The sequence below is a fragment of the Marinobacter profundi genome, assembly GCF_002744715.1.
Lineage (GTDB): Bacteria > Pseudomonadota > Gammaproteobacteria > Pseudomonadales > Oleiphilaceae > Marinobacter > Marinobacter profundi.
The window spans coordinates 45,868-65,719 of the sequence record NZ_KZ319370.1 but is presented as its reverse complement, the minus strand read 5'-3'; the positions used below and the strand labels follow the sequence as shown (position 1 = coordinate 65,719).

The following is a 19,852-nucleotide window of genomic DNA, read 5'->3' as shown; positions in this document are numbered from 1 at the left end:
GAGTAGAGTAATGAGACACGGTGATATTTCCAGCAGTAACGACACCGTCGGCGTGGCGGTGGTGAACTACAAGATGCCCCGGTTGCACACCAAGGCCGAAGTGTTGGATAACGCCCGCAAGATTGCGAACATGATCAAGGGTATGAAGGTGGGCCTGCCAGGCATGGACCTGGTGGTGTTCCCGGAATACAGCACCATGGGCATCATGTACGACAACGAGGAAATGATGGAAACCGCGGCCACCGTGCCCGGTGACGAGACCGCCATCTTTTCCGCCGCCTGTCGCGAGGCCAACACCTGGGGCGTGTTTTCCCTCACCGGAGAACGCCATGAGGATCACCCCAACAAGGCGCCTTACAACACCCTGGTACTGATCAACAATGAGGGTGAAATCGTCCAGAAGTACCGCAAGTGCATTCCCTGGTGCCCGATCGAAGGTTGGTATCCAGGCGACACTACCTACGTCACTGAAGGCCCCAAGGGCATGAAGATCAGCCTGATCATCTGCGACGACGGCAACTACCCCGAGATCTGGCGCGATTGCGCCATGAAGGGCGCGGAGCTGATTGTGCGCTGCCAGGGCTACATGTACCCGGCGAAGGAGCAGCAGGTGATGATGGCCAAGAGTATGGCCTGGGCCAATAACTGCTACGTGGCGGTGGCCAATGCGTCCGGTTTTGATGGCGTTTATTCCTACTTTGGCCATTCCGCGATCATCGGCTTTGACGGCCGCACCCTCGGCGAATGTGGTGAGGAAGACATGGGCATCCAGTACGCCCAGCTTTCCGTCAGCCAGATCCGCGATGCCCGTGCGAACGACCAGTCCCAGAACCACTTGTTCAAGCTGCTGCACCGCGGCTACACCGGTGTGCACGCCTCCGGTGACGGCGACAAGGGTGTGGCCGACTGCCCGTTCGAGTTCTACCGCACCTGGGTGATGGACGCCCAGAAGGCGCAGGAAAACGTGGAGGCGATGACCCGCAAGACTGTGGGCGTGGCCGAGTGTCCGGTCGGGGCGCTGCCCGTCGAGGGCAAGGAAAAATCCGCAGGGGCCTGAGCCCGGGAGGCACTGATGCCGTTTATCAACGAACGGCTTGAAGCCAACCGGGAGTCCATTGAAAAGAACCGGGCCCGAAGCGGCCCGGTTCGTGCTTCCCGGTTCCGTTTCGAGCCAGATGCCGTCATGTCCCGCTTGCGGGAAAACATTGTGGGCCAGGACGACGCACTCCTGGCCATGGAATCCCTGCTGGTGCGGGTAAAGGCCGACATTGGCGAGGATAACCGGCCGCTGGCGGTGCACCTGTTCCTGGGGCCCACCGGCGTGGGCAAGACCGAAACTGTGCGGCTGATTGCCGAGGCCATCCACGGCAATCGCGATGGCCTGTGCCGCATCGACATGAACACCCTGGCCCAGGAGCACTATGCTGCAGCACTCACCGGCGCACCGCCCGGTTACGTGGGCAGCAAGGAGGGCCACAGCCTGTTCGATCTGGACAAGGTGCAGGGCTCGTTCAGCAAACCCGGCATTGTGCTGTTCGATGAAATCGAAAAGGCCAGCAAGGAAGTGGTTCGTACCCTGCTCAATGTACTGGACACCGGCCGGCTGGTGTTTCCCTCCGGCAACCGCGAGATCGACTTTCGCAATACCCTGATCTTCATGACGAGCAACGCCGGGGCCCTCGACGCCGAAGCCCACCAGCTGCGTTACCAGCGGGGCTGGCGGCGCTGGTTCGGGCTATTGCCCGGCAACGGTGAGGCCATTCGCGATGCCGCGTTGCGACGCCACTTCGACCCGGAATTCCTCAACCGGATCGACCAGGTTCTCACCTTCAACCCCCTCACCGAGAACTGGCTGGAGTTCCTGCTGGAGATCGAGCTTGCCGGGCTCAATCGCCGCCTCTCCAAAAAGCATGCGGAGCTTAGTCTGTCGCCGGAACTGCGCACCGAACTCTGCCGGGGTTACGACGCCCGCTATGGCGCGCGGGAACTATTGCGGTCGTTTCGCCAGCGGCTGGAGCCAGCGGTGGCGCGGGCTCTGCTGGCTCATCCGGAATGCTACCGGTTCCGAGCCGGTCTGGAGGGCAAGGCCGTCATGGTGCACCAATACGTCGAATGACGTAGGCACGGGGGGCATTTAGCGAATACCTCACCGGCACCGGATTTTGGATAGTAAAGCCGTTACCTAATGTGTAAGCCAAGACCAAGGAGCGCCCGTTATGGCTGAAACCATCATCAAGATTGATCTGAACAAGTCGGCCTATGAGAACGACAAAATCCACAACCGCTGGCACCCGGACATTCCCCTGGTGGCCACCGTCAAGCCGGGCGACGACTTCATTGTCGAGTGCTACGACTGGACCGGTGGCCAGATCAAGAACGACGACAGCGCCGACGACGTGCGGGATGTTGATCTCAGCCAGGTGCATTTCCTGTCTGGCCCGATCGGTGTGGAGGGCGCAGAGCCGGGCGACCTGCTGGAAGTGGACATTCTCGACATCGGCACTTTCGAAGAGAGCCAGTGGGGCTTCAACGGCTTCTTCTCGAAGCAAAACGGTGGTGGCTTCCTGACCGAACACTTCCCGGAAGCCCAGAAATCCATCTGGGACTTTAACGGCATGTTTACCAAATCCCGCCACATTCCCAATGTGGAGTTCGCCGGCCTGATTCACCCGGGCCTGATCGGCTGTCTGCCCTCCAGGGAGCTGCTGGACACCTGGAACAAGCGCGAGGCGGGCCTGGTCGCAACAGACCCTGAGCGGGTGCCGGAGTTGGCGACACTGCCCAACGGTGAGACCGCCCATATGGGCCAACTGAAGGGTGAAGCCGCCAAGGCTGCGGGTGCCGAAGCCGCCCGTACCGTACCGCCCCGTGAACACGGCGGTAACTGTGACATCAAGGATCTCTCACGGGGTTCCAAGGTTTATTTCCCGGTGTATGTTGACGGTGCCGGCCTCTCCGTAGGCGACCTGCACTTCAGCCAGGGCGACGGTGAAATCACCTTCTGCGGCGCCATCGAAATGGCCGGCTGGATTCACCTGCGCGTGAACCTGATCAAGGACGGCGTGAAGAAATATGGCATCAAGAACCCGGTGTTCAAGCCGAGCCCCATCAAGCCCCGCTACGACGATTACGTAATTTTCGAGGGTATCTCGGTAGACGAAGAGGGCGGTCAGCATTATCTGGACGTGCACGTGGCCTATCGTCAGGCCTGCCTGAATGCCATCGAGTACATGACCAAGTTCGGTTACACCAAGGCCCAGGCCTACGCGATCCTCGGTTGCGCACCGGTGGAAGGCCACATCAGCGGCGTGGTGGATATCCCCAATGCCTGCGCTACGCTCTGGCTGCCAACGGGCATCTTCGACTTCGACATTAACCCATCCGCCGATGGTCCGCAGAAGAAAGTCAGTGGGGGCATGGACGTACCGCTGTCGAAAGACAAGGAGTAATCGCCATGCCTGTGTATGACTACAAGTGCCGCGAGCACGGTCTGTTCAATACCCTGGCCACCATGGACGATGCGGCCAAGCCGGCGGAGTGTCCTACCTGTCAGGCCCTGTCGCCGCGAGTGATCGTGTTGCCATCGCACATTGCGGCCATGGACCCGGCTAAAAGGGCGTCTGAGGACCGGAATGAGCGATCCCGGCACGAACCGGTTTTCTCCACCGCAGACCGAAGGGCCCACGACAAGGAACATAGCCGCGCCTGTGGCTGTGGCTCCCCGAAACCCGGCAAGTCCATGCTGTTTTACACGGCCGACGGGAAGAAGATGTTTCCCTCCATGCGGCCCTGGATGATCAGCCACTGATTGGCTGAGTAAAAGCTGTCACGTGTTTGGCCCCCTTCATGGGGGCCTTTTTTATGCCTTCGCCTTGTTCCTTCCGGATGTCGTGTATATAGTGCTTTCATCCTTGGTCATATACCAGATGTAGTGATTGTTGCGTAACCAACTCGGTCAACGCGTGATCACCATAAGCACTCTGGTATCGGGAATCCGGTGAGAATCCGGAACTGACGCGCAGCGGTATTGGGGAACGAGCGTGGCACGATGACACTGGTATCCGCCGGGAAGTCGCCACGCAAGGCCGGATCAGATGATCCAAGCCCCTGAGTCCGAAGACCTGCCAGGGATCAGAAGCCGCCAAAACCGGCTTCTGGACTGCACCTTCGCGACTCAGGGTGAGCAGACCGGTTCCCGTTGCCAGTCTTCCAGGCAAAGTGTGCCCCTGCATTCGCGAAGGTGAAATGGAACCAACGCGAACCCAGGAGAGCACCATGACAACCACCGCCTTCGCCGAACCGCCGGCAGCTTCAACCGATACCCAATCCCTTCAGGTAATTAAACGCAACGGCACCCTGGTTGGATTCAATCCGGCCAAAATTAGTGTTGCCGTCACCAAGGCCTTCCTTGCCGTGGAAGGTGACAAGGCCGCTGGCTCCGCCCGCATCAACGATGCCGTACACCGGGTCACCGAACAGGTGGTCCAGGCCATCAGCCGGCGCCTGAAAGCCGGCGGCAAGGTTCATATCGAGGATATCCAGGACCAGGTGGAACTGGCCCTGATGCGGGCCGAGGAACAGAAAGTGGCCCGGGCCTACGTACTGTACCGGGAAGAGCACGCCCGCAAGCGCGCCGTGGAAGAGCCCATGGAGGCCCACCCGCACCTGACCGTGAAAAAGGCCGACGGCAGCATCGCCCCCTTGGACCTGGGCCTGATGAAACTGCAGGTGGAACAGGCCGCCACCGGCCTGGAGGGCATTGACGGCGAATCCCTGGTGGAAGACGCCCTGCGTAACCTGTACGACGGCATCGAAGAAACCGAAGTGCTCTCGGCCCTGGTCATGACCGCCCGCAGCCGGATCGAGCAGGAGCCCGATTACAGCGCCGTGACTGCCCGACTGCTGCTGGAACAGCTGCGCCTCGAAGCTGCTGAGGCCCTGGACCTGCCCCGGAATCAAACGCTGGCGGAGGTGTATCCACAGGCCCTGGCCGTCTTCATCCACGCCGGCATCCGCCACGAGTTGCTGGACGAAGCCCTGGCGGCCTTCGATCTGGAACGCCTCGGCGAGGCCCTGAAACCCGAGCGCGATCACCAGTTCGGCTTCCTGGGCCTGCAGACCCTGTACGACCGCTACTTCCTGCACTGGAACAAGGCCCGGCTGGAGCTGCCCCAGGTGTTCTTCATGCGCGTGGCCATGGGGCTGGCGCTGCGGGAAGACGACCCCAACGCCCGCGCCATCGAGTTCTACGAGCTGCTGTCCAGCTTCGACTACATGGCCAGCACGCCCACCCTGTTCAACAGCGGCACCCGCCACTCCCAGCTGTCCTCCTGCTACCTGACCACCGTGCAGGACGATCTGGAAAGCATCTACGGCGCCATCCGCGACAACGCCATGCTCTCCAAGTGGGCCGGCGGCCTCGGCAACGACTGGACGCCGGTGCGGGCACTGGGGTCGCACATCAAGGGTACCAATGGCCAGAGCCAGGGCGTGGTGCCGTTCCTGAAAGTGGTGAACGACACCGCCGTGGCGGTGAACCAGGGCGGCAAACGCAAGGGCGCGGTGTGTGCCTACCTGGAGAGCTGGCACCTGGACATCGAGGAATTCCTGGAGCTGCGCAAGAACACCGGCGATGAACGCCGCCGCACCCATGACATGAACACCGCCAACTGGGTGCCGGACCTGCTCATCGAGCGCATGCGCGAGGACCGCGACTGGACCCTGTTCTCCCCCAGCGACGTGCCCGACCTGCACGACCTGTACGGCAACGCCTTCCGGGAGCGCTATGAGCACTACGAAGCCCTGGCGGAGCAGGGCAAAACCAAACTGTTCAAGAAGATCCCCGCCAAACAGCTCTGGCGCAAGATGCTCACCGTGCTGTTCGAGACCGGCCACCCCTGGATCACCTTCAAGGACCCCTGCAACCTGCGCTCGCCCCAGCAGCACCAGGGCGTGGTCCACAGCTCCAACCTGTGCACCGAGATCACCCTGAACACCGGTGCCGACGAAATCGCCGTGTGTAATCTGGGCTCGGTCAATTTGGCCGCCCATATCGTTGGGGGCGAACTGGACGTGCAGCGCCTGGAACGCACCGTCACCACCGCCGTACGGATGCTCGATAACGTCATCGACATCAACTACTACGCCGTGCCCCAGGCGAAAAACTCCAACCTCAAGCACCGCCCCGTGGGCCTCGGCCTGATGGGCTTCCAGGACGCGCTCTACCAACTGGGCCTGCCGTATTCCAGCCCGGAGGCGGTGGAGTTTGCCGATGTTGCCATGGAGCAACTCAGCTACTTCGCTATCCGGGCCTCCGCCACCCTGGCCGGCGAACGGGGCGCCTACGACACCTATGAAGGCTCGCTCTGGCACCAGGGCATCCTGCCCATCGACTCTATCAACCTGCTGAAGGAAAACCGCCGGGATGGCGACTGCTCGGTGAATACCGACACGCGCCTGGACTGGACCCCGGTGCGCGAGCTGATTGCCAAAAACGGCATGCGCAACAGCAACGTCATGGCCATCGCGCCCACCGCCACCATCTCCAACATCGTCGGCGTGTCCCAGTCCATCGAACCGGCGTACCAGAACCTGTTCGTCAAATCGAACCTCTCCGGCGAGTTCACGGTGGTGAACCCCTCCCTGGTCCGCGACCTCAAGGCCGAGGGCCTGTGGGACAACGTGATGGTCAACGACCTCAAATACTTCGACGGCTCGGTGCAGCAGATCGACCGCATCCCGGCGGAACTGAAAGCCCGCTACGCCACCGCCTTCGAGATCGATGCACGCTGGCTCGTCGAAGCGGCCGCCCGGCGCCAGAAATGGCTCGACCAGGCCCAGAGCCTGAACCTGTACATGGCCGAACCCAGCGGCAAGAAGCTCGATGCCCTGTATCAGCTGGCGTGGGAGCGTGGGCTCAAGACCACCTATTATCTGCGTTCCCTGGGGGCCACCGGCGCCGAGAAAACCGTCCCGGTCGCCGCGCCGCAACCGCAGGTGTGTTCCATTGACGACCCCGACTGTGAAGCCTGTCAGTAACTACTTACTTTTTCTGGAAGCTCGGGGACAGAATTGAATTCTGTCCCCCTACCAAGAGGACAACACTATGCTGGATTGGGACGACGAACCAAAAACAGAATCCAAGGCAGCCACTCCAAATGGCCCGGCTCCGGTCAACGTAGACGACAAGCGGGTGATCAACGGCGAGACCGACATCAACCAGCTGGCACCGTTCAAGTACCCCTGGGCCTGGGAGTACTTCATGAACGCCAACAAGAACCACTGGACTCCGCTGGACGTCAACATGGCCCAGGACGTCCACGACTACCACCACCGCCTGAACCCGGCGGAGAAGCACGTGTACGAGAACGTACTGGCCTATCTCACCACCTCCGACATCCTGGCCATGCGCAACATCGGCCTGGCGGTGATGGAGAAAATGAGCGCCCCGGAGCTGCAGATCTACCAGGCCCGCCAGGTGTACGAGGAAGCCCTGCATACCTGGACCTACCAGCACTGCATCGAAACCCTGAACCTGGACCAGAGCGAGATCTACAACCGTTACCGGGTGGTGCCGGAGATCCACGGCAAGATCCAGCTGGCCAACCGAAGGCTCGACGCCGCCATGCGATCCGGCTTGAACCTGCGCAACAAGGATGACCTGCAGGAATTCGTTATGTCGTACCTGTTCTTTGCGGCGGTGTTTGAAGGCTGCTGGTTCTACAACGGCTTCAGCCCCATCTTCGCCCTGCAACGCCGGGGCCTGATGCGCGGGACCGGCGAGCAACTGCAGTACATCCTGCGGGACGAGGCCATGCACTTCTCCTTTGGCCTGAAAGTGGTGAACCAGATCCTCGAGGAAGAAAACATCACCCTGGACCCGAAAGCCGTACGAGAGATGTGGGATGAATCCGAGGCGGCGGAAACCGCCTACGCCAACTACGTCCTGCGCGACCCGATCCTGGGTTACTCCGCCGAGTACCACAGTGAACAGTTCCGGTTTGTGGCCAACCGGCGGGCACGCACTGTGGGGCTGGAAGAACCGTTCCCGGGCGCAAAAAATGTGTCGCCCTGGCTCGATGAGCAGGCGACCCTGCGCAAGGAGAAGAACTTCTTCGAGACCCGGGTGATCGAGTACCAGACCGGCGCGCAGCTGGAGTGGTAACGGTAAATCCTGATGGTGTGACAAATGAAATGGAAAAACGGTCGTTTCGACCATGAACTGGGCGCGAATTGAATTATGGTTAAATTAACTCATGGATTCATGCGCTTACAGCTAGTCCCGAAATTCGGGATAGTGGTCACAACGATCGTTTTTCCATCACGATTTTAATAGCCAATGGCACGGAACTGATTGACGTGACGGGGTTTTCTGCCTAGTTTTGGAGGATTGTTGAATTGAGATATGAGTCGTTGGGAAAGTGGTCGTTGGGACTCATATATAAATGTTACGTTTTGTCGTCGACAAGGCATCGAGTAATTGGATGAATGTAGAAATCATCGGTGATCGCGAATTTATCGCCTCTATTCAGGAGCAAGACGGTGTTTGGGTGCTAATGGCAGACCAGTCGCTTTATGCCCTGCAAGCGGAGGGCGGCAGGGATCTTCCTGTTTGGTCGTCAGCAGAAAAAGCAGAAGTGTTCGCCGAGAATTTGGACCAAAGCGGGCTGTCCCCGGTGTTCGTACCGATGAGCAATTTCGTGGGCGCTGCCTGGTTGGCTTCGTCGAGCCTTCAAATCGTCGAGGTTTTGGCTTCGCCCCGTTACGGCCATGAGTCTCTCACATACATAGCTGAGGAACTCCGTGCCAGACTCAAAACGTAACAAGGCGCATCAATACGCGGCCGATGGCCGCCGGACGCCCTTTTCATTGCGGCTTCGCCTCCATTACAAGGGCGCCGCTAAGCTCAGCGTTAACCAAGGTGAGTGATGAGTAGGCTTTACGAAAGGAGCCAAGAAAGCCTTCTGTGTTTCGAATGCGGTCATATTGACCAGGATTGCGAAATCAATAGAGATCTATGCTCTGCCTGTGGCGCATCCCGAAATCTTCGGTTGCATACCCACTACTATCGCTATGCTTTCTACGCAATGCGTTACGGGTACCAGTACAGAAAGCATTATCAAAGTGGGTCGGGAGCGAAGCCATATTTACAGCATCTAGACGATGTTCTCGTTTTCGTAGGCATGATCATCGTGTCGGGCATTGTTCAAGGCGCATCTTGGGATGCAATCAAGGTGACGCTTCGAAAATTTACCAAAAAGAACGCGCCTCAGTATGACTTTTCAAGTCAAGAAATTGAGGAGATGATTTCCTATGTAGTTGATTATGAAAGCGGCTTCCAAAAGCTGCCAGAATCAACCAGAAATGAAATTCTTGAAGAGATGATCGGAGATGCAGCCGCCGAGAATCCCAAGATCTCCAAAAAATTGATGTTACTGATGTCTCAGCCAGATAGCCCTCAAAGGCGGAAAAGAGCAGAGATTTTATACCGTGAGCTTGTGCGTCGTCATACAGCTAAGAACAAGAGCTTACCTCCAAAAAGCAAGACGAAATCATTCTGGAGTAAACTCTGACATGGTTAACAAAACGCTGTTGCCGGACAATTTTTCCGCCGCTTTGCGGCTCCAAAATTGCCGCAAAGCTCCGCGTTAACTGCAAAGAGGGATCATGGATCTATCCAACCTTACATATCAGGGACCGGAATATCGTGCAGATCAAGAAATTGAGTCCTTGATACCTGACAACCTGCTCTCCCTCTTAAAGCAGCTGAACGGCTTCATTCAGTTTGGCGGTGGGCTTCATGTCCGTGGTCTCTGTAAAGAACCAGAGTGGCACAGTCTAAGAGCGGCACTTTTTGGGGAAGAGCCTATCCATAAACTCTTCCCTTCAGTGGAGCAATCGGATGTTCCTTTTGCTCAGGATTGTGTGGCTGATCAGTACCTGCTCAGAGATCGCATTGTCTATAAGCTACACTCGGAAACTGGGGAGGTTGAATGCCTCGAATTAGGGCTGGGCTCTTTTTTGGCCGCCGCTTCTGCCGATCCGGTGGATTTCTTGGGGCTACAACCATTGATGCAGCTTCAGAAGAAAGGTTTGGACCTTGAACCTGGGCAGGTTATTAGCGCTTACCCTCCATTTTGCACAGAAGAAGCCAAGCGAGGGGTTTCATTAAAGCCTGTAGCTGTCCGAGAAGCGCTCTTGTTCTTGAGTGAGTTCTCGAAGCAAGTTGGCTCCGTCAAGAACGGTGAAAAAGTTGGAATTCAAGTTACGGAGTAGGCAGCAGTTAACAAGGCCAAGCACAGGGACAGCTTTTCCGTTGCGGCTTCGCCTCCACTCCAAAGCTGCCCGTGTTGGCAGCGTTAAATTCAGGGAGGAAACGCAAACATGGAGAAAGTTGTCACAGGCCTGCTGGTGCTCGTAGGTATTATTCATCTCTTGCCCGTTTCTGGGGTTCTGGGCGTGGAGCGATTGGCCGCTTTATATGGAGTTTCCCTGGGGGAGCCCAATATCGAAATCCTGATGCGCCACCGGGCTATCCTGTTCGGGCTTCTCGGTCTGTTCCTGGTGTATGCAGCGTTCCAGCCATCGTTACAAACATTGGCAATTGTCGCGGGCCTCGTCAGCGTTGTGTCCTTCATCGCGATTGCGTGGTCAGTTGGCGGGTACAATGAGGCCGTTCGCAAGGTCGTCATCGCAGACATTATCGCCATCGTCGCGCTCACTGCTGCAGGGGTAATCCGTGTCGTCGGCCGCAACCAAATTTAACAAGGCGCATCAATACGCGGCCTGCGGCCGCCGGACGCCCTTTACATTGCGCCTCCATTCCAAGAGCGCCGTTGTGCGCTGGCGTTATCACACAAGGAGGTGCATGAATGAAGCAAACAGGTAGTTGTCTCTGCGGGGGCATTCAATACGAAATCAACGGTCCGCTGACCGATGTTCTGAACTGTCACTGTTCAATGTGCCGAAAGCTTCATGCCTCGGCTTTCAGAACTCGCGCTAAGGTGCAATCCTCGGATTGGCACACCGTCAAAGGTCAGGAGCTGCTGAAGTTTTACGAATCTTCTCCGGGTGAGCACAAAGGCTTCTGTTCAAACTGTGGCTCCAGCCTCTATACCAAGTTCGATGCAGCCCCCGAGATCTATGGTTTCCCACTCGGAACACTTGATACCGACCCAGAGGTAAAAGCAGGGCGCCATGTATTCGTGGGGAGTAAGGCTCCTTGGTTCGAGATTACAGATGATCTGCCTCAGCATGCAGAGTATGACTGAGGCAGTGATAACAAGCCGCGTAAGGCGGACGTCCCTGACGGGCCGCCGCTTCGCTCCGCGTTAGGCATATTTATGGACAGGTTCGCTTTGCAGGAGCATCGTTGGTACGCGGCTGAAATTATTGGGGAAGAGTTCGGGGCGGAAATTAGATCCTATTCCCCAATTCGGGTGGAGGGCATCACGCTCAAAGGTGGTCGCAAGTTCGAATTACAGTTTTACCACGCAAATTATCCTGAGGGAGTTCGTGACAAGGTTTACGAACTTCAGACGTTGGAGCGGAGTAAAAATTTCATCCTGGCGCGATCGTCTTCTCATCATCCGGTACGCTGGTTTCTTATTTATCCCATCACGCTCGAATGGCTCAGCGCGCATTTTGGCGTGGCTGCTGGTGAAGGGCTCGAAGTTGAAACGTGGCTTGAGCGAAATGCCTAACCAGTCATTCCAGTTCGTTCCGGCCCTGACGGGCCTCCACCGGACGGCCTTTTCTCCGCTTCGCTGCGCAAAGGCCGCCGCTGAGGATTGGCGTTATGAGCTACCAAGCCTCAACATCCAAGTTAATATTCAACATATTTGAAGTAAATTTTTTATGACAGATAAACCTAGATATGGAAGTCAACATTCTGATGCGGATTGGGGATGTGACTACTTTGAGATAGAAACAGACACACCGATTGGAAAAATCAAGGTATGTCATGTAGTAGTAAACGACATAAATATAATATCTAGAGCGCTAGCTAAAAAAGTACTTGATACTTCTTGGATGGCAAATTTAGATTTAGGTAGCAAGAGAGCATATGATAGAACAGTTCAAGAAACTGCTTCTGCACTTGTTGAGATATTTGAATCTACCACCACACCTTCTGATGTAGGAAGTGAGTTTGGTGAAGTCATGGTTTCAATTGGATCTACCAAAGCCCTTGAGAAAATATTTAATCATGTAATTTTGCCCATAGCAGAACTCTGGAAGCCCCAGATCAAACAAAATGAAGGCTTTGATTTCCACACAGTTTGTTCTGACATGTATATAAATTTTGGAGAAGCAAAATATTCAGGAAGTGCAAATCCCCATGGCAATGCAATAAATCAATCAAAAGGTTTTATAGATGATGAAAAACATCTAAGGGATTATGTTCACTTAAGAGAGTTGGCTTTAGATGCAGCTGTTGAAAACCTGAATAATGATAGCTTTGGTATTGTCGCGTCATTCTCAATAAATACATCCGACCCACTTGAAGTTTTAAAAAATGCTATCAAGTCAGCTCAAGATAAATTGAGTTCAGATAGCATAAAAGCAGTATATTTGGTTGGGGTAAGCAAATGAGCATAGTCGATATTGCAGAAGACATAGAACCAATCAATGGTATTTCTGAACTATTAGATATTCTTCATAAAGAAGGCCCTGTAAGCTCTGAAATATTAGAAAAGATATCTTATTATAAAAAGTTCCACAGAGATGAGTTTCAGGAACATGAAGAGAAAATCATCACTTCTCTCGGACTCTTTTATAAATTACCTGAACCAAACAATTTGTACTCATTCCTTTTGTCGGGCATTGGAAAACAACACAAGGAAGAGTTTGGTGAGTATCTCACCCCTGTTCAGGCGAGTGTAAGAAGAGCAGTTAATGAAAATAAAGTAGTCTCTATATCCGCACCAACAAGTGCTGGAAAGTCATATTCCATCAGAGATTTTATTGCTGAAAATGATGGCGATGCTGTTGTAATTGTTCCTTCTAGAGCTTTGATCGCAGAGTATGTCAACACAATGAAGCAGAAGTTCAATGGTGACAAAAATGTGATGATATCCTCATTTGTAGATGACATATTCAAATCTAGGAACCTACGAAGAATATTTATTCTTACACCTGAACGAGCAAGAGACCTATTTTCCAGCAACCTAAAATTAAATATCAAAGTATTTTTCTTTGATGAAGCTCAGGTCTCTGAAGAAATTGAAAGAGGAGTTATTTTCGATGTTCTTGTGCGAAGGGTTAAGCAACATTTTGATAAAGCAAAACTAATTTTTGCGCATCCATTTGTAGAAAATCCTGACGCCCAACTTAAAAAGCATAACTTTTCTGAAGCAGAAGGCTATTCGAGATCATATACCCATGGCTCTGTAGGTAAAATCTTTATATATCAGCATAAAAATAAAAAATATTATCACTTTTCTCCATTCATTGAACGCGGTCACCAAATTAAAAAATGTGTAGAGCATGAACAAAAGTTCAGTGATTTTGCATTTGATGGAACCCATTCCGTCCTTGTCTATGTATCAAAAGCATCTATATATAATGGTAAATTCATCGAACCATTCAGAAAATATATTGATAATTATGAGGACATAGATTCAGTTGAAGCTGAAGAGATAATTAACACAATTGAACACCTGCTGGGTGCTGATAACGATGAGCATAAATCTGAACTGGTCGCATTATTACGCAAAGGTATTGTGATTCATCATGGTTCAGTACCACTAGAAGTACGTTTTCTTGTCGAAGACTTAATAAGAAAGCGTTATGCAAAAATTTGCTTTGCGACAAGCACGCTTGCACAAGGTGTTAACATGCCGTTTGATATTGTATGGCTTGACAACATGCGGATTCTTGGTGATAGCGATCAAAGTAGATCGTTATCATTTAAAAACCTAATCGGAAGAGCTGGCCGACTATCCAACAAACCAAAATTTGACTTTGGGTATGTTTTCACAAAAAGCCCTCAGCTACTCTCCCAAAGAGTCAATGAGAAATTCCTATTAAATGAACAATCAATCATCGACAACCCAGAAACCATAGATGATCCTGACACTTCGGAATTTCTCAATTCAATAAAAGAAGGCAGCTTTGACGATGATAAGCAAGCACCTTTATCCAAAATTGAACGTCTATCTGAATCAGAAATATTAAAATACTGCGAAGCAATATTAAGTGTTATCTATAACGGGGACTCGATTAAGGATAATCTCTATGGCGCTAAGAATGAGGGGAAAAGAGAGTCATTAAAACAATACTTTAGATTTATATATGAAGCTTCAATTAATAGAGTCTTGTATGATGGTGAAATTGCAGTATTTAGGCAGGCAATGTCAATTTTCCTCCAAGTAATTCAAGGGAGATCCTTTAGAGAAATTGTCGGCATTCGATATAGTTATATTTCAAAAAAGGATGAGGGAAGACAAGGTTATGCTGCGTTTTCACAGCCGGCAGCTAAATTGCCAAAGAGCACATTGACGCAAACATATTCAATCTTTGACAAGGACACATTAGCAAAAAATGTTAGTTATGACGCGGTAGTTTTTGACACATATGATTATCTTGATCAAGTTATTTCATTCTCTCTTACCGAATCCTTTATAACCTCTTTTAAAATATATAAAGATCAAACATCAGACCTACGTTCTGATAAAATGATTGAGTTATTACGGTTCGGTACAAATAACACAGTACATACATTGCTAATACGTTATGGATTTCCACCTGAAGATATTGCAGAAATATCAAAATACATACTTTTTATTAATGAAGACACCATAACATTCAAGCCTGAGATATCAGATGCGCCAAAATATATTCAAGAAATGGTTGATTGGTATTTGCCGGGCTAGGCTCATAACAAGTAAATCCAGGTGACGCCTATGGCGCACCTGATTTAGGCGTTATGTGGGCGTTCCCATAGAGAATCCATATGGCATTCAGTGAGTTCGAAGCAAAGAAAATTGAGCGGGCCGCTTCTGAATTTCTGGAAGACCGGAGGCCGCCAGTCGAGATCCGACCCAAGTTAGATCTAGACGTTCGAGTTTCTGGCCAAAGCGTGCAGATTGTCGAGATTCGCCCCCATTTCCGCGAGCCGGCCACGATCATTGAGTCGCCGGTGGCCAAAGCTACCTACGTCAAAAAATCTCAACGCTGGAAAATCTACTGGATGCGTAGCGATTTAAAGTGGCATTCGTACACTCCAGAACCTGAGTCACGCTCCATCGAGGAATTTTTTGCTATCGTAAATGCCGACGAGAATGGCTGTTTCTTCGGGTAGCACATAACCAGTCATTCAAGTTCGTTCCCGGCCTGGCGGCCGTCCACCGGACGCCCTAGTCGGGCGCCGCTTAATATTGGCGTTATAACGGGGAATCCTGATGTCGAGTTGGGACGAAGACATTATCAAAGCATTTGAAAATCTTGGTGGAAGTGCGAGCTACGATTCGCTGTACGCCGAGATTGAGCGACTTCGCATTGGGCTCCCGAGCACATGGAAATCGGTTGTAAGACGTCGTATTCAGGATCTTTCCTCTGATTCTGCCGGTTTTAAAGGAGGGAGAGATCTTTTCTTTTCCGTGGAAGGATTGGGGGCTGGCGTTTGGGGCCTGCGTTCATATCTGGAAGAAACTCCAAAGGCTTCAGATTTGCCGGAAGGTGTTGAGGAACCCGGACGAGCTTATTCGCTGACATATCGGGTCCTGCGGGACACGGTCTTGGCCAGGAAGATAAAGGTCCTGCATCAGGATCGCTGTCAGATCTGTGGCATGGCGGTTAGTTTATCTGATGGGAAAACCTATTCTGAAGCTCATCATATTATACCGTTGGGCGCGCCTCACAACGGATCTGATGTACCGGGTAATGTGGTAGTCCTATGCCCGAATCACCACGTTCTGTGTGATTATGGGGCTATGGAATTAGCGCTCTCAGACTTGCGGACTGCAGAAGGCCACAAAATATCTGAGCGTAGCATTTCATATCACAATGAAGTCATATTTGGGCGCAAGTTATAACAAATCGCAGCAGTTCGCGGCCGATGGCCGATGGCCGCCGGACGCCCTTTACGTGGCTCCTTCGGTGCCACTCCAAGGTCGCCGCTGTGCTCGGCGTTATGTGCAGGAGCATCCATGAGCGATGAAATCCAACTTAAGCTCACTGAGGATGAAGCATGGGTGCTTTTCGAATTTGTCCGCAGGTTCAGCGATACAGACCAGTTATCTATTGAAGATCAGGCCGAGCAAAGAGCACTTTGGAATTTGTGCTGTGTTTTCGAGAAAACTTTGCATCAAGCTCAAGATATTAGCTATGAAAAGTTCATTGCTCAGTGCCGAGATCGGCTCCGAGATGAGCCGTAACGTCCAGCACATAACCAGTCGCTTAAGTTTGTTCCCGGCCTTGCGGCCGTCCACCGGACGCCCCTGTCGGGGCGCCGCTTAGCTTGGCGTTGAGGCTGTAGAAAAACTCCCAAAAAACAGCGCTTGGCTTTGATAGGATGCAGAAAACGGATCAACGGAAGGTCGGCATGCCCCGCTTCAAACACTACAACTACGACCAAGACGCGATGGTCGTGATCAATTATCAGGAACAGCTGCAGCCCGGCACCTTTGAACACGCGGTGCACTACCTGATCGAGCACAAGCTGGACCTGTCAGTTTTCCATCCTAAGTACCGCAACGAAGACACCGGCCGGCTGGCCTACGATCCGGCCATCCTGCTGAAGATCATCCTGTTCGCCTACTCCAAGGGCATCACCTCCAGCCGCGAGATGCAGTGGTGCTGCGAGACCAACATCATCTTCAAAGCGTTATCCTGCGATACCGTTCCGCACTTCACCACCTTGGCTAAGTTCGTCAGCGGTCATGCCGATGAGATCGAAGAATTGTTCGAGCAGGTACTGCTGGTCTGTCATGAACAGGGTCTTCTGGGCAACGAACTCTTTGCCATTGATGGCTGCAAGATGTCCTCGAACGCGGCCAAGGAATGGTCCGGCACCTTTAAGGAACTGGAAGAGAAACGCACCAAGCTGCGACGGCTGGTTCGCCATCACCTCAAGGCCCATTACGAACGGGACGAGGCGGAGACCGAAGCCGAACTGGACCGGGACATCCGACGAGCCAGGACCATCCTCTCTCTGGATGAGGCCGCCCAGAAAGTCGACCGCTTCCTAAAGACGAACCGCCCAAGGATGGGCCGGGGGAAACGGAACAAGGAAGTGAAGAGCAACATCACCGATAACGAAAGTGCCAAGATGACCACCAGCAAAGGCACGATCCAGGGTTATAACGGCGTGGCCACGGTGGACAAGAAGCACCAAGTCATTATTGATGCCCAGGCCTTTGGTGAAGGCCAGGAACACCACACCCTGCAGCCGGTGCTGGAGAGCGTGGAAGCCCGCTTCAGGAAGCTGGGTATCGCTGACAGCATTTATCGGCAAGGCACTGTAATCACCGCCGATACCGGCTTTGCCAACGAAGCCAACATGAAGTACCTGCACGAACGGCAGATCAATGGCTACGTACCGGACAACAAGTTTCGCAGCCGTGACCCGAAGTTCCAGCATCAAAAAGACAAGTATGGCAAGCGCTATCAAAATCAGCCGACCACCGGATGGAAAGACATCATTCCGGCCAGTGAATTCCAGTTCGATCCGGTGAACCTGACCTGCATCTGCCCGGCGGGCAACGCCATCAGCTACCAGGGAACACGCGAAGCCGAGAACGGCAAAATCCGGGTGCACTTCGAAGGCCGTTTGCTGCAATGCCGCCACTGCCCGAAGAAACACAGGTGCATGCAGAACCCGGCATCCGCCAACCATCGCAAAGGCTCCGGAAGACAGGTCTCGTTCACTATCGAGAATAAGCGCTTACCCAACTACACCGACTGGATGAAGCACCGGGTGGATAGCCCGCAGGGTAAAGAGATCTACAGTCACCGCATGTCGGTGGTGGAGCCGGTGTTCGGTAACATCGGCACGAACAAGGGCCTGAATCGCTTCAGTTTGCGGGGCAAGAAGAAGGTGCAGGGCCGGTGGCAGCTATACTGCCTGGTGCACAATATTGAGAAGCTGGCGAATTACGGGCGGGTGGCGGCGTAATGCCGAGGGCGGAACTCCCGGAAAAGTGCCTGCTGGAAACCAGTAATGCCGACGCGAGGAGCCCCAAAAGGCCGAAGCAGATGGCTGAACATCGAATTAATGAGAATCGGCCAGTTGATGGCCGCGATAAAAATTACAGGAATCAGGCGTTGGGAACGGCTCGGAATCGGGTTTTTCTACAGCCTCGTTATAAGCAAAAAGGACATGGAGATCGTAGTGTCAGAAAGCTGTAAGTGTGGCGATGAAGCTAAAGTCCAAGGGACGATTGAATTTCACTGCGAAAAATGCGAAAGCAGCATCGAGAAGTTCGAGATCAAAAAGCCTTTAAAGGTGGCTAGCATTGCCGCGATATTGGCATATGGCGGCAGCCAGTTTATTGATTATGCAATCACTGATAATAGATACCCAATGTCTGTTGAATATGCAGTCATGGATGCCTGTGTGAATTCATATGCCAGCACTCTCTCGTATGGCGCCTATGGATCAAAGAAGAAGATTTGCTTATGCGCTCTGGAGGAAACAATGAATGAAATTTCCTACATACGATACAAAGTTGATGAGAAGGGTTTTTTGGGGGCATTTAGAGAAAACGTCCGAGAATGCATATAGCCTGCGGCTTTCGCAGCAGGCTATATGCTAGGGGTCAATCGCCCAAATAGTCGTCATTATTTGGATTGTGGGCATCCGCCCAGTCGTCCATATCGGCGTCGTTATTTGGGTTGTTAATATCTGACCAGAGGTCAAGTTCTTCGTCAGTCATGCTCGATGTGTCTGGCATAGTCAGTTCCTATTCGGTCTTGGTACTGTTCTTGGAGGCAACAGATTGAGCCTTTGCCGCAAACGAACCTTTCGGAGTTTTGCCGCCGTTAGCTTTGGCGGTAGCTGACTGAATTCGTGCAGCAGCGGCTGGGGTCATCGGGGTCTTGGTTTTCGACATTTCAGTCTCCTAAATATGCAGTGAAAGGCCATCCCCGCTGGGATGGCAACCGCAAATCTAGCAGTGGCTTTGGGGACAAATGGGGACAATGGAAACAAAACAACTTCAAACTCAAATCAAGTCGCTACTAGCGAAGCTAAAATGGTCGCAGAAGAAACTCGCGAGAGTCGTCTATACAGAAACGAATGAGTTCGACGATGATGAGGAAATAGGTAGATTCGAGGAATCGCTGAAAAAGGATTTAACTAGGCCAACAACCAAACCAGAAAGGCTATTGGAGTATCTGAAAATTCTTTCTCGGCAAAGTGAGTGTAGGACGCTGGATATTCTCGTTCCGGTGCATGTTGGGAGCGAAAATCTAAGCAGTGTGATGCAAGATGGCATGAAAGATATATCTAAACTGGCAGGTCAGTTGGCGCATGAAGAAGAAAACTTATAACACATATGAGCCTTCTCGGAATCAATAGACAATAGTCATTTTTTTGGCCGCGCCAGCGGCCAACCTAAACCCATGAGCGAGAACGCCTTCTTCGCTAGTCTCGTGGGGCTGTCAGGCACTCACAGCAAACACATATAGGGGCTCTCTTACGTGGCTTTTGACCACCGCCTGACCGGTCGTTCCATCGGTGGGTCAGGGGCACCAGACATTCATCGGTTAACCGGTCACTGGCACTATTCAAGGGGCTGGCTGCTGAGCTCCAGTTAGGGTCAGGCTCAGGACCGGTGTAAGCGTACTGGCTCATGGTATTAAGGCACGCCCACGGGGTGGCCAATCAAAGCGTCTGGCTTCAACGACGGTG

The 19,852-nt window shown here is 53.0% G+C and carries 21 protein-coding genes and 1 riboswitch; of the genes, 20 read left to right on the top strand and 1 reads right to left on the bottom strand.

The window, feature by feature from the left end; all coding sequences use genetic code 11:
- Nucleotides 1–10: 10 nt before the first annotated feature.
- From CLH61_RS08330 to CLH61_RS08240, 19 genes are all read left to right on the top strand, one after another.
- Complete coding sequence (locus CLH61_RS08330; protein ID WP_099614268.1) at nt 11–1,057, top strand: aliphatic amidase; 1,047 nt, start codon at nt 11–13, stop codon at nt 1,055–1,057.
- A gap of 15 nt (nt 1,058–1,072) precedes the next feature.
- Nucleotides 1,073–2,116, top strand: a complete 1,044-nt coding sequence (locus tag CLH61_RS08325; protein ID WP_099614267.1) for an AAA family ATPase — start codon at nt 1,073–1,075, stop codon at nt 2,114–2,116.
- 100 nt (nt 2,117–2,216) lie between these two features.
- A complete protein-coding gene (fmdA, locus tag CLH61_RS08320; RefSeq protein WP_099614266.1) occupies nt 2,217–3,449 on the top strand; it encodes a formamidase in 1,233 nt (410 codons plus the stop codon).
- Nucleotides 3,450–3,454: 5 nt separating this feature from the next.
- Nucleotides 3,455–3,808, top strand: a complete 354-nt coding sequence (locus CLH61_RS08315) for an FmdB family zinc ribbon protein (protein WP_099614265.1) — start codon at nt 3,455–3,457, stop codon at nt 3,806–3,808.
- A gap of 156 nt (nt 3,809–3,964) precedes the next feature.
- A riboswitch (cobalamin riboswitch) is annotated at nt 3,965–4,143 on the top strand.
- Between the two features lie 132 nt (nt 4,144–4,275).
- Nucleotides 4,276–7,038, top strand: a complete 2,763-nt coding sequence (locus CLH61_RS08310) for a ribonucleoside-diphosphate reductase subunit alpha (RefSeq protein ID WP_099614264.1) — start codon at nt 4,276–4,278, stop codon at nt 7,036–7,038.
- A 67-nt stretch (nt 7,039–7,105) separates the two neighbouring features.
- Nucleotides 7,106–8,164 carry a ribonucleotide-diphosphate reductase subunit beta gene (locus CLH61_RS08305; protein WP_099614263.1) on the top strand — a complete coding sequence of 353 codons (1,059 nt, stop codon included), beginning with the start codon at nt 7,106–7,108 and terminating at the stop codon, nt 8,162–8,164.
- A gap of 280 nt (nt 8,165–8,444) precedes the next feature.
- The gene (locus CLH61_RS08300) at nt 8,445–8,822 is read left to right on the top strand and encodes a DUF2750 domain-containing protein (RefSeq protein ID WP_099614262.1); all 378 of its coding nucleotides are present in this window, start codon (nt 8,445–8,447) and stop codon (nt 8,820–8,822) included.
- Nucleotides 8,823–9,191: 369 nt separating this feature from the next.
- On the top strand, nt 9,192–9,572 hold the full coding sequence (locus tag CLH61_RS18330; RefSeq protein ID WP_143752132.1) for a hypothetical protein: 381 nt from the start codon (nt 9,192–9,194) through the stop codon (nt 9,570–9,572).
- Between the two features lie 94 nt (nt 9,573–9,666).
- Nucleotides 9,667–10,275, top strand: a complete 609-nt coding sequence (locus tag CLH61_RS08290) for a hypothetical protein (RefSeq protein ID WP_099614260.1) — start codon at nt 9,667–9,669, stop codon at nt 10,273–10,275.
- Nucleotides 10,276–10,383: 108 nt separating this feature from the next.
- Nucleotides 10,384–10,764, top strand: a complete 381-nt coding sequence (locus CLH61_RS08285) for a phosphopantetheine adenylyltransferase (protein ID WP_099614259.1) — start codon at nt 10,384–10,386, stop codon at nt 10,762–10,764.
- A gap of 107 nt (nt 10,765–10,871) precedes the next feature.
- Nucleotides 10,872–11,270, top strand: a complete 399-nt coding sequence (locus tag CLH61_RS08280) for a GFA family protein (protein WP_099614258.1) — start codon at nt 10,872–10,874, stop codon at nt 11,268–11,270.
- A 72-nt stretch (nt 11,271–11,342) separates the two neighbouring features.
- Complete coding sequence (locus CLH61_RS08275) at nt 11,343–11,702, top strand: hypothetical protein (RefSeq protein WP_099614257.1); 360 nt, start codon at nt 11,343–11,345, stop codon at nt 11,700–11,702.
- Nucleotides 11,703–11,856: 154 nt separating this feature from the next.
- Nucleotides 11,857–12,591 carry a hypothetical protein gene (locus tag CLH61_RS08270; RefSeq protein ID WP_099614256.1) on the top strand — a complete coding sequence of 245 codons (735 nt, stop codon included), beginning with the start codon at nt 11,857–11,859 and terminating at the stop codon, nt 12,589–12,591.
- Complete coding sequence (locus CLH61_RS08265; protein ID WP_099614255.1) at nt 12,588–14,873, top strand: DEAD/DEAH box helicase; 2,286 nt, start codon at nt 12,588–12,590, stop codon at nt 14,871–14,873. Before CLH61_RS08270 ends, CLH61_RS08265 begins: the two co-directional genes overlap by 4 nt.
- Before the next feature lie 80 nt (nt 14,874–14,953).
- The gene (locus CLH61_RS08260; RefSeq protein WP_022993294.1) at nt 14,954–15,301 is read left to right on the top strand and encodes a DUF3024 domain-containing protein; all 348 of its coding nucleotides are present in this window, start codon (nt 14,954–14,956) and stop codon (nt 15,299–15,301) included.
- A 100-nt stretch (nt 15,302–15,401) separates the two neighbouring features.
- Complete coding sequence (locus tag CLH61_RS08255) at nt 15,402–16,034, top strand: HNH endonuclease (RefSeq protein WP_099614254.1); 633 nt, start codon at nt 15,402–15,404, stop codon at nt 16,032–16,034.
- Between the two features lie 114 nt (nt 16,035–16,148).
- Entirely contained in the window at nt 16,149–16,376 is a 228-nt protein-coding gene (locus CLH61_RS08250) for a hypothetical protein (protein ID WP_099614253.1), read from the top strand.
- A 167-nt stretch (nt 16,377–16,543) separates the two neighbouring features.
- On the top strand, nt 16,544–18,115 hold the full coding sequence (locus CLH61_RS08245) for an IS1182 family transposase (protein WP_099614252.1): 1,572 nt from the start codon (nt 16,544–16,546) through the stop codon (nt 18,113–18,115).
- 117 nt (nt 18,116–18,232) lie between these two features.
- A complete protein-coding gene (locus CLH61_RS08240; protein ID WP_211289090.1) occupies nt 18,233–18,724 on the top strand; it encodes a hypothetical protein in 492 nt (163 codons plus the stop codon).
- Between the two features lie 178 nt (nt 18,725–18,902).
- Here CLH61_RS08240 and CLH61_RS08235 read toward each other — a convergent pair whose 3' ends face one another.
- On the bottom strand, nt 18,903–19,052 hold the full coding sequence (locus CLH61_RS08235) for a hypothetical protein (protein ID WP_099614251.1): 150 nt from the start codon (nt 19,050–19,052) through the stop codon (nt 18,903–18,905).
- Between the two features lie 88 nt (nt 19,053–19,140).
- Here CLH61_RS08235 and CLH61_RS08230 point away from each other — a divergent pair, with 88 nt between their 5' ends.
- Nucleotides 19,141–19,491: a hypothetical protein gene (locus tag CLH61_RS08230; RefSeq protein ID WP_099614250.1), complete on the top strand. Its 351-nt coding sequence runs from the start codon at nt 19,141–19,143 to the stop codon at nt 19,489–19,491.
- Nucleotides 19,492–19,852 lie beyond the last annotated feature (361 nt).

Coding starts and splice junctions, on each gene's coding strand:
- CLH61_RS08330 (WP_099614268.1), top strand. CDS start 11: ATGAGACACGGTGATATTTCCAGCAGTAACGACACCGTCGGCGTGGCG.
- CLH61_RS08270 (WP_099614256.1), top strand. CDS start 11,857: ATGACAGATAAACCTAGATATGGAAGTCAACATTCTGATGCGGATTGG.
- CLH61_RS08315 (WP_099614265.1), top strand. CDS start 3,455: ATGCCTGTGTATGACTACAAGTGCCGCGAGCACGGTCTGTTCAATACC.
- CLH61_RS08255 (WP_099614254.1), top strand. CDS start 15,402: ATGTCGAGTTGGGACGAAGACATTATCAAAGCATTTGAAAATCTTGGT.
- CLH61_RS08250 (WP_099614253.1), top strand. CDS start 16,149: ATGAGCGATGAAATCCAACTTAAGCTCACTGAGGATGAAGCATGGGTG.
- CLH61_RS08275 (WP_099614257.1), top strand. CDS start 11,343: ATGGACAGGTTCGCTTTGCAGGAGCATCGTTGGTACGCGGCTGAAATT.
- CLH61_RS08325 (WP_099614267.1), top strand. CDS start 1,073: ATGCCGTTTATCAACGAACGGCTTGAAGCCAACCGGGAGTCCATTGAA.
- CLH61_RS08230 (WP_099614250.1), top strand. CDS start 19,141: ATGGAAACAAAACAACTTCAAACTCAAATCAAGTCGCTACTAGCGAAG.
- CLH61_RS08265 (WP_099614255.1), top strand. CDS start 12,588: ATGAGCATAGTCGATATTGCAGAAGACATAGAACCAATCAATGGTATT.
- CLH61_RS08260 (WP_022993294.1), top strand. CDS start 14,954: ATGGCATTCAGTGAGTTCGAAGCAAAGAAAATTGAGCGGGCCGCTTCT.
- CLH61_RS08280 (WP_099614258.1), top strand. CDS start 10,872: ATGAAGCAAACAGGTAGTTGTCTCTGCGGGGGCATTCAATACGAAATC.
- CLH61_RS08305 (WP_099614263.1), top strand. CDS start 7,106: ATGCTGGATTGGGACGACGAACCAAAAACAGAATCCAAGGCAGCCACT.
- fmdA (WP_099614266.1), top strand. CDS start 2,217: ATGGCTGAAACCATCATCAAGATTGATCTGAACAAGTCGGCCTATGAG.
- CLH61_RS08300 (WP_099614262.1), top strand. CDS start 8,445: ATGTTACGTTTTGTCGTCGACAAGGCATCGAGTAATTGGATGAATGTA.
- CLH61_RS08245 (WP_099614252.1), top strand. CDS start 16,544: ATGCCCCGCTTCAAACACTACAACTACGACCAAGACGCGATGGTCGTG.
- CLH61_RS08240 (WP_211289090.1), top strand. CDS start 18,233: ATGGCCGCGATAAAAATTACAGGAATCAGGCGTTGGGAACGGCTCGGA.
- CLH61_RS08285 (WP_099614259.1), top strand. CDS start 10,384: ATGGAGAAAGTTGTCACAGGCCTGCTGGTGCTCGTAGGTATTATTCAT.
- CLH61_RS08310 (WP_099614264.1), top strand. CDS start 4,276: ATGACAACCACCGCCTTCGCCGAACCGCCGGCAGCTTCAACCGATACC.
- CLH61_RS08290 (WP_099614260.1), top strand. CDS start 9,667: ATGGATCTATCCAACCTTACATATCAGGGACCGGAATATCGTGCAGAT.
- CLH61_RS08235 (WP_099614251.1), bottom strand. CDS start 19,052: ATGTCGAAAACCAAGACCCCGATGACCCCAGCCGCTGCTGCACGAATT.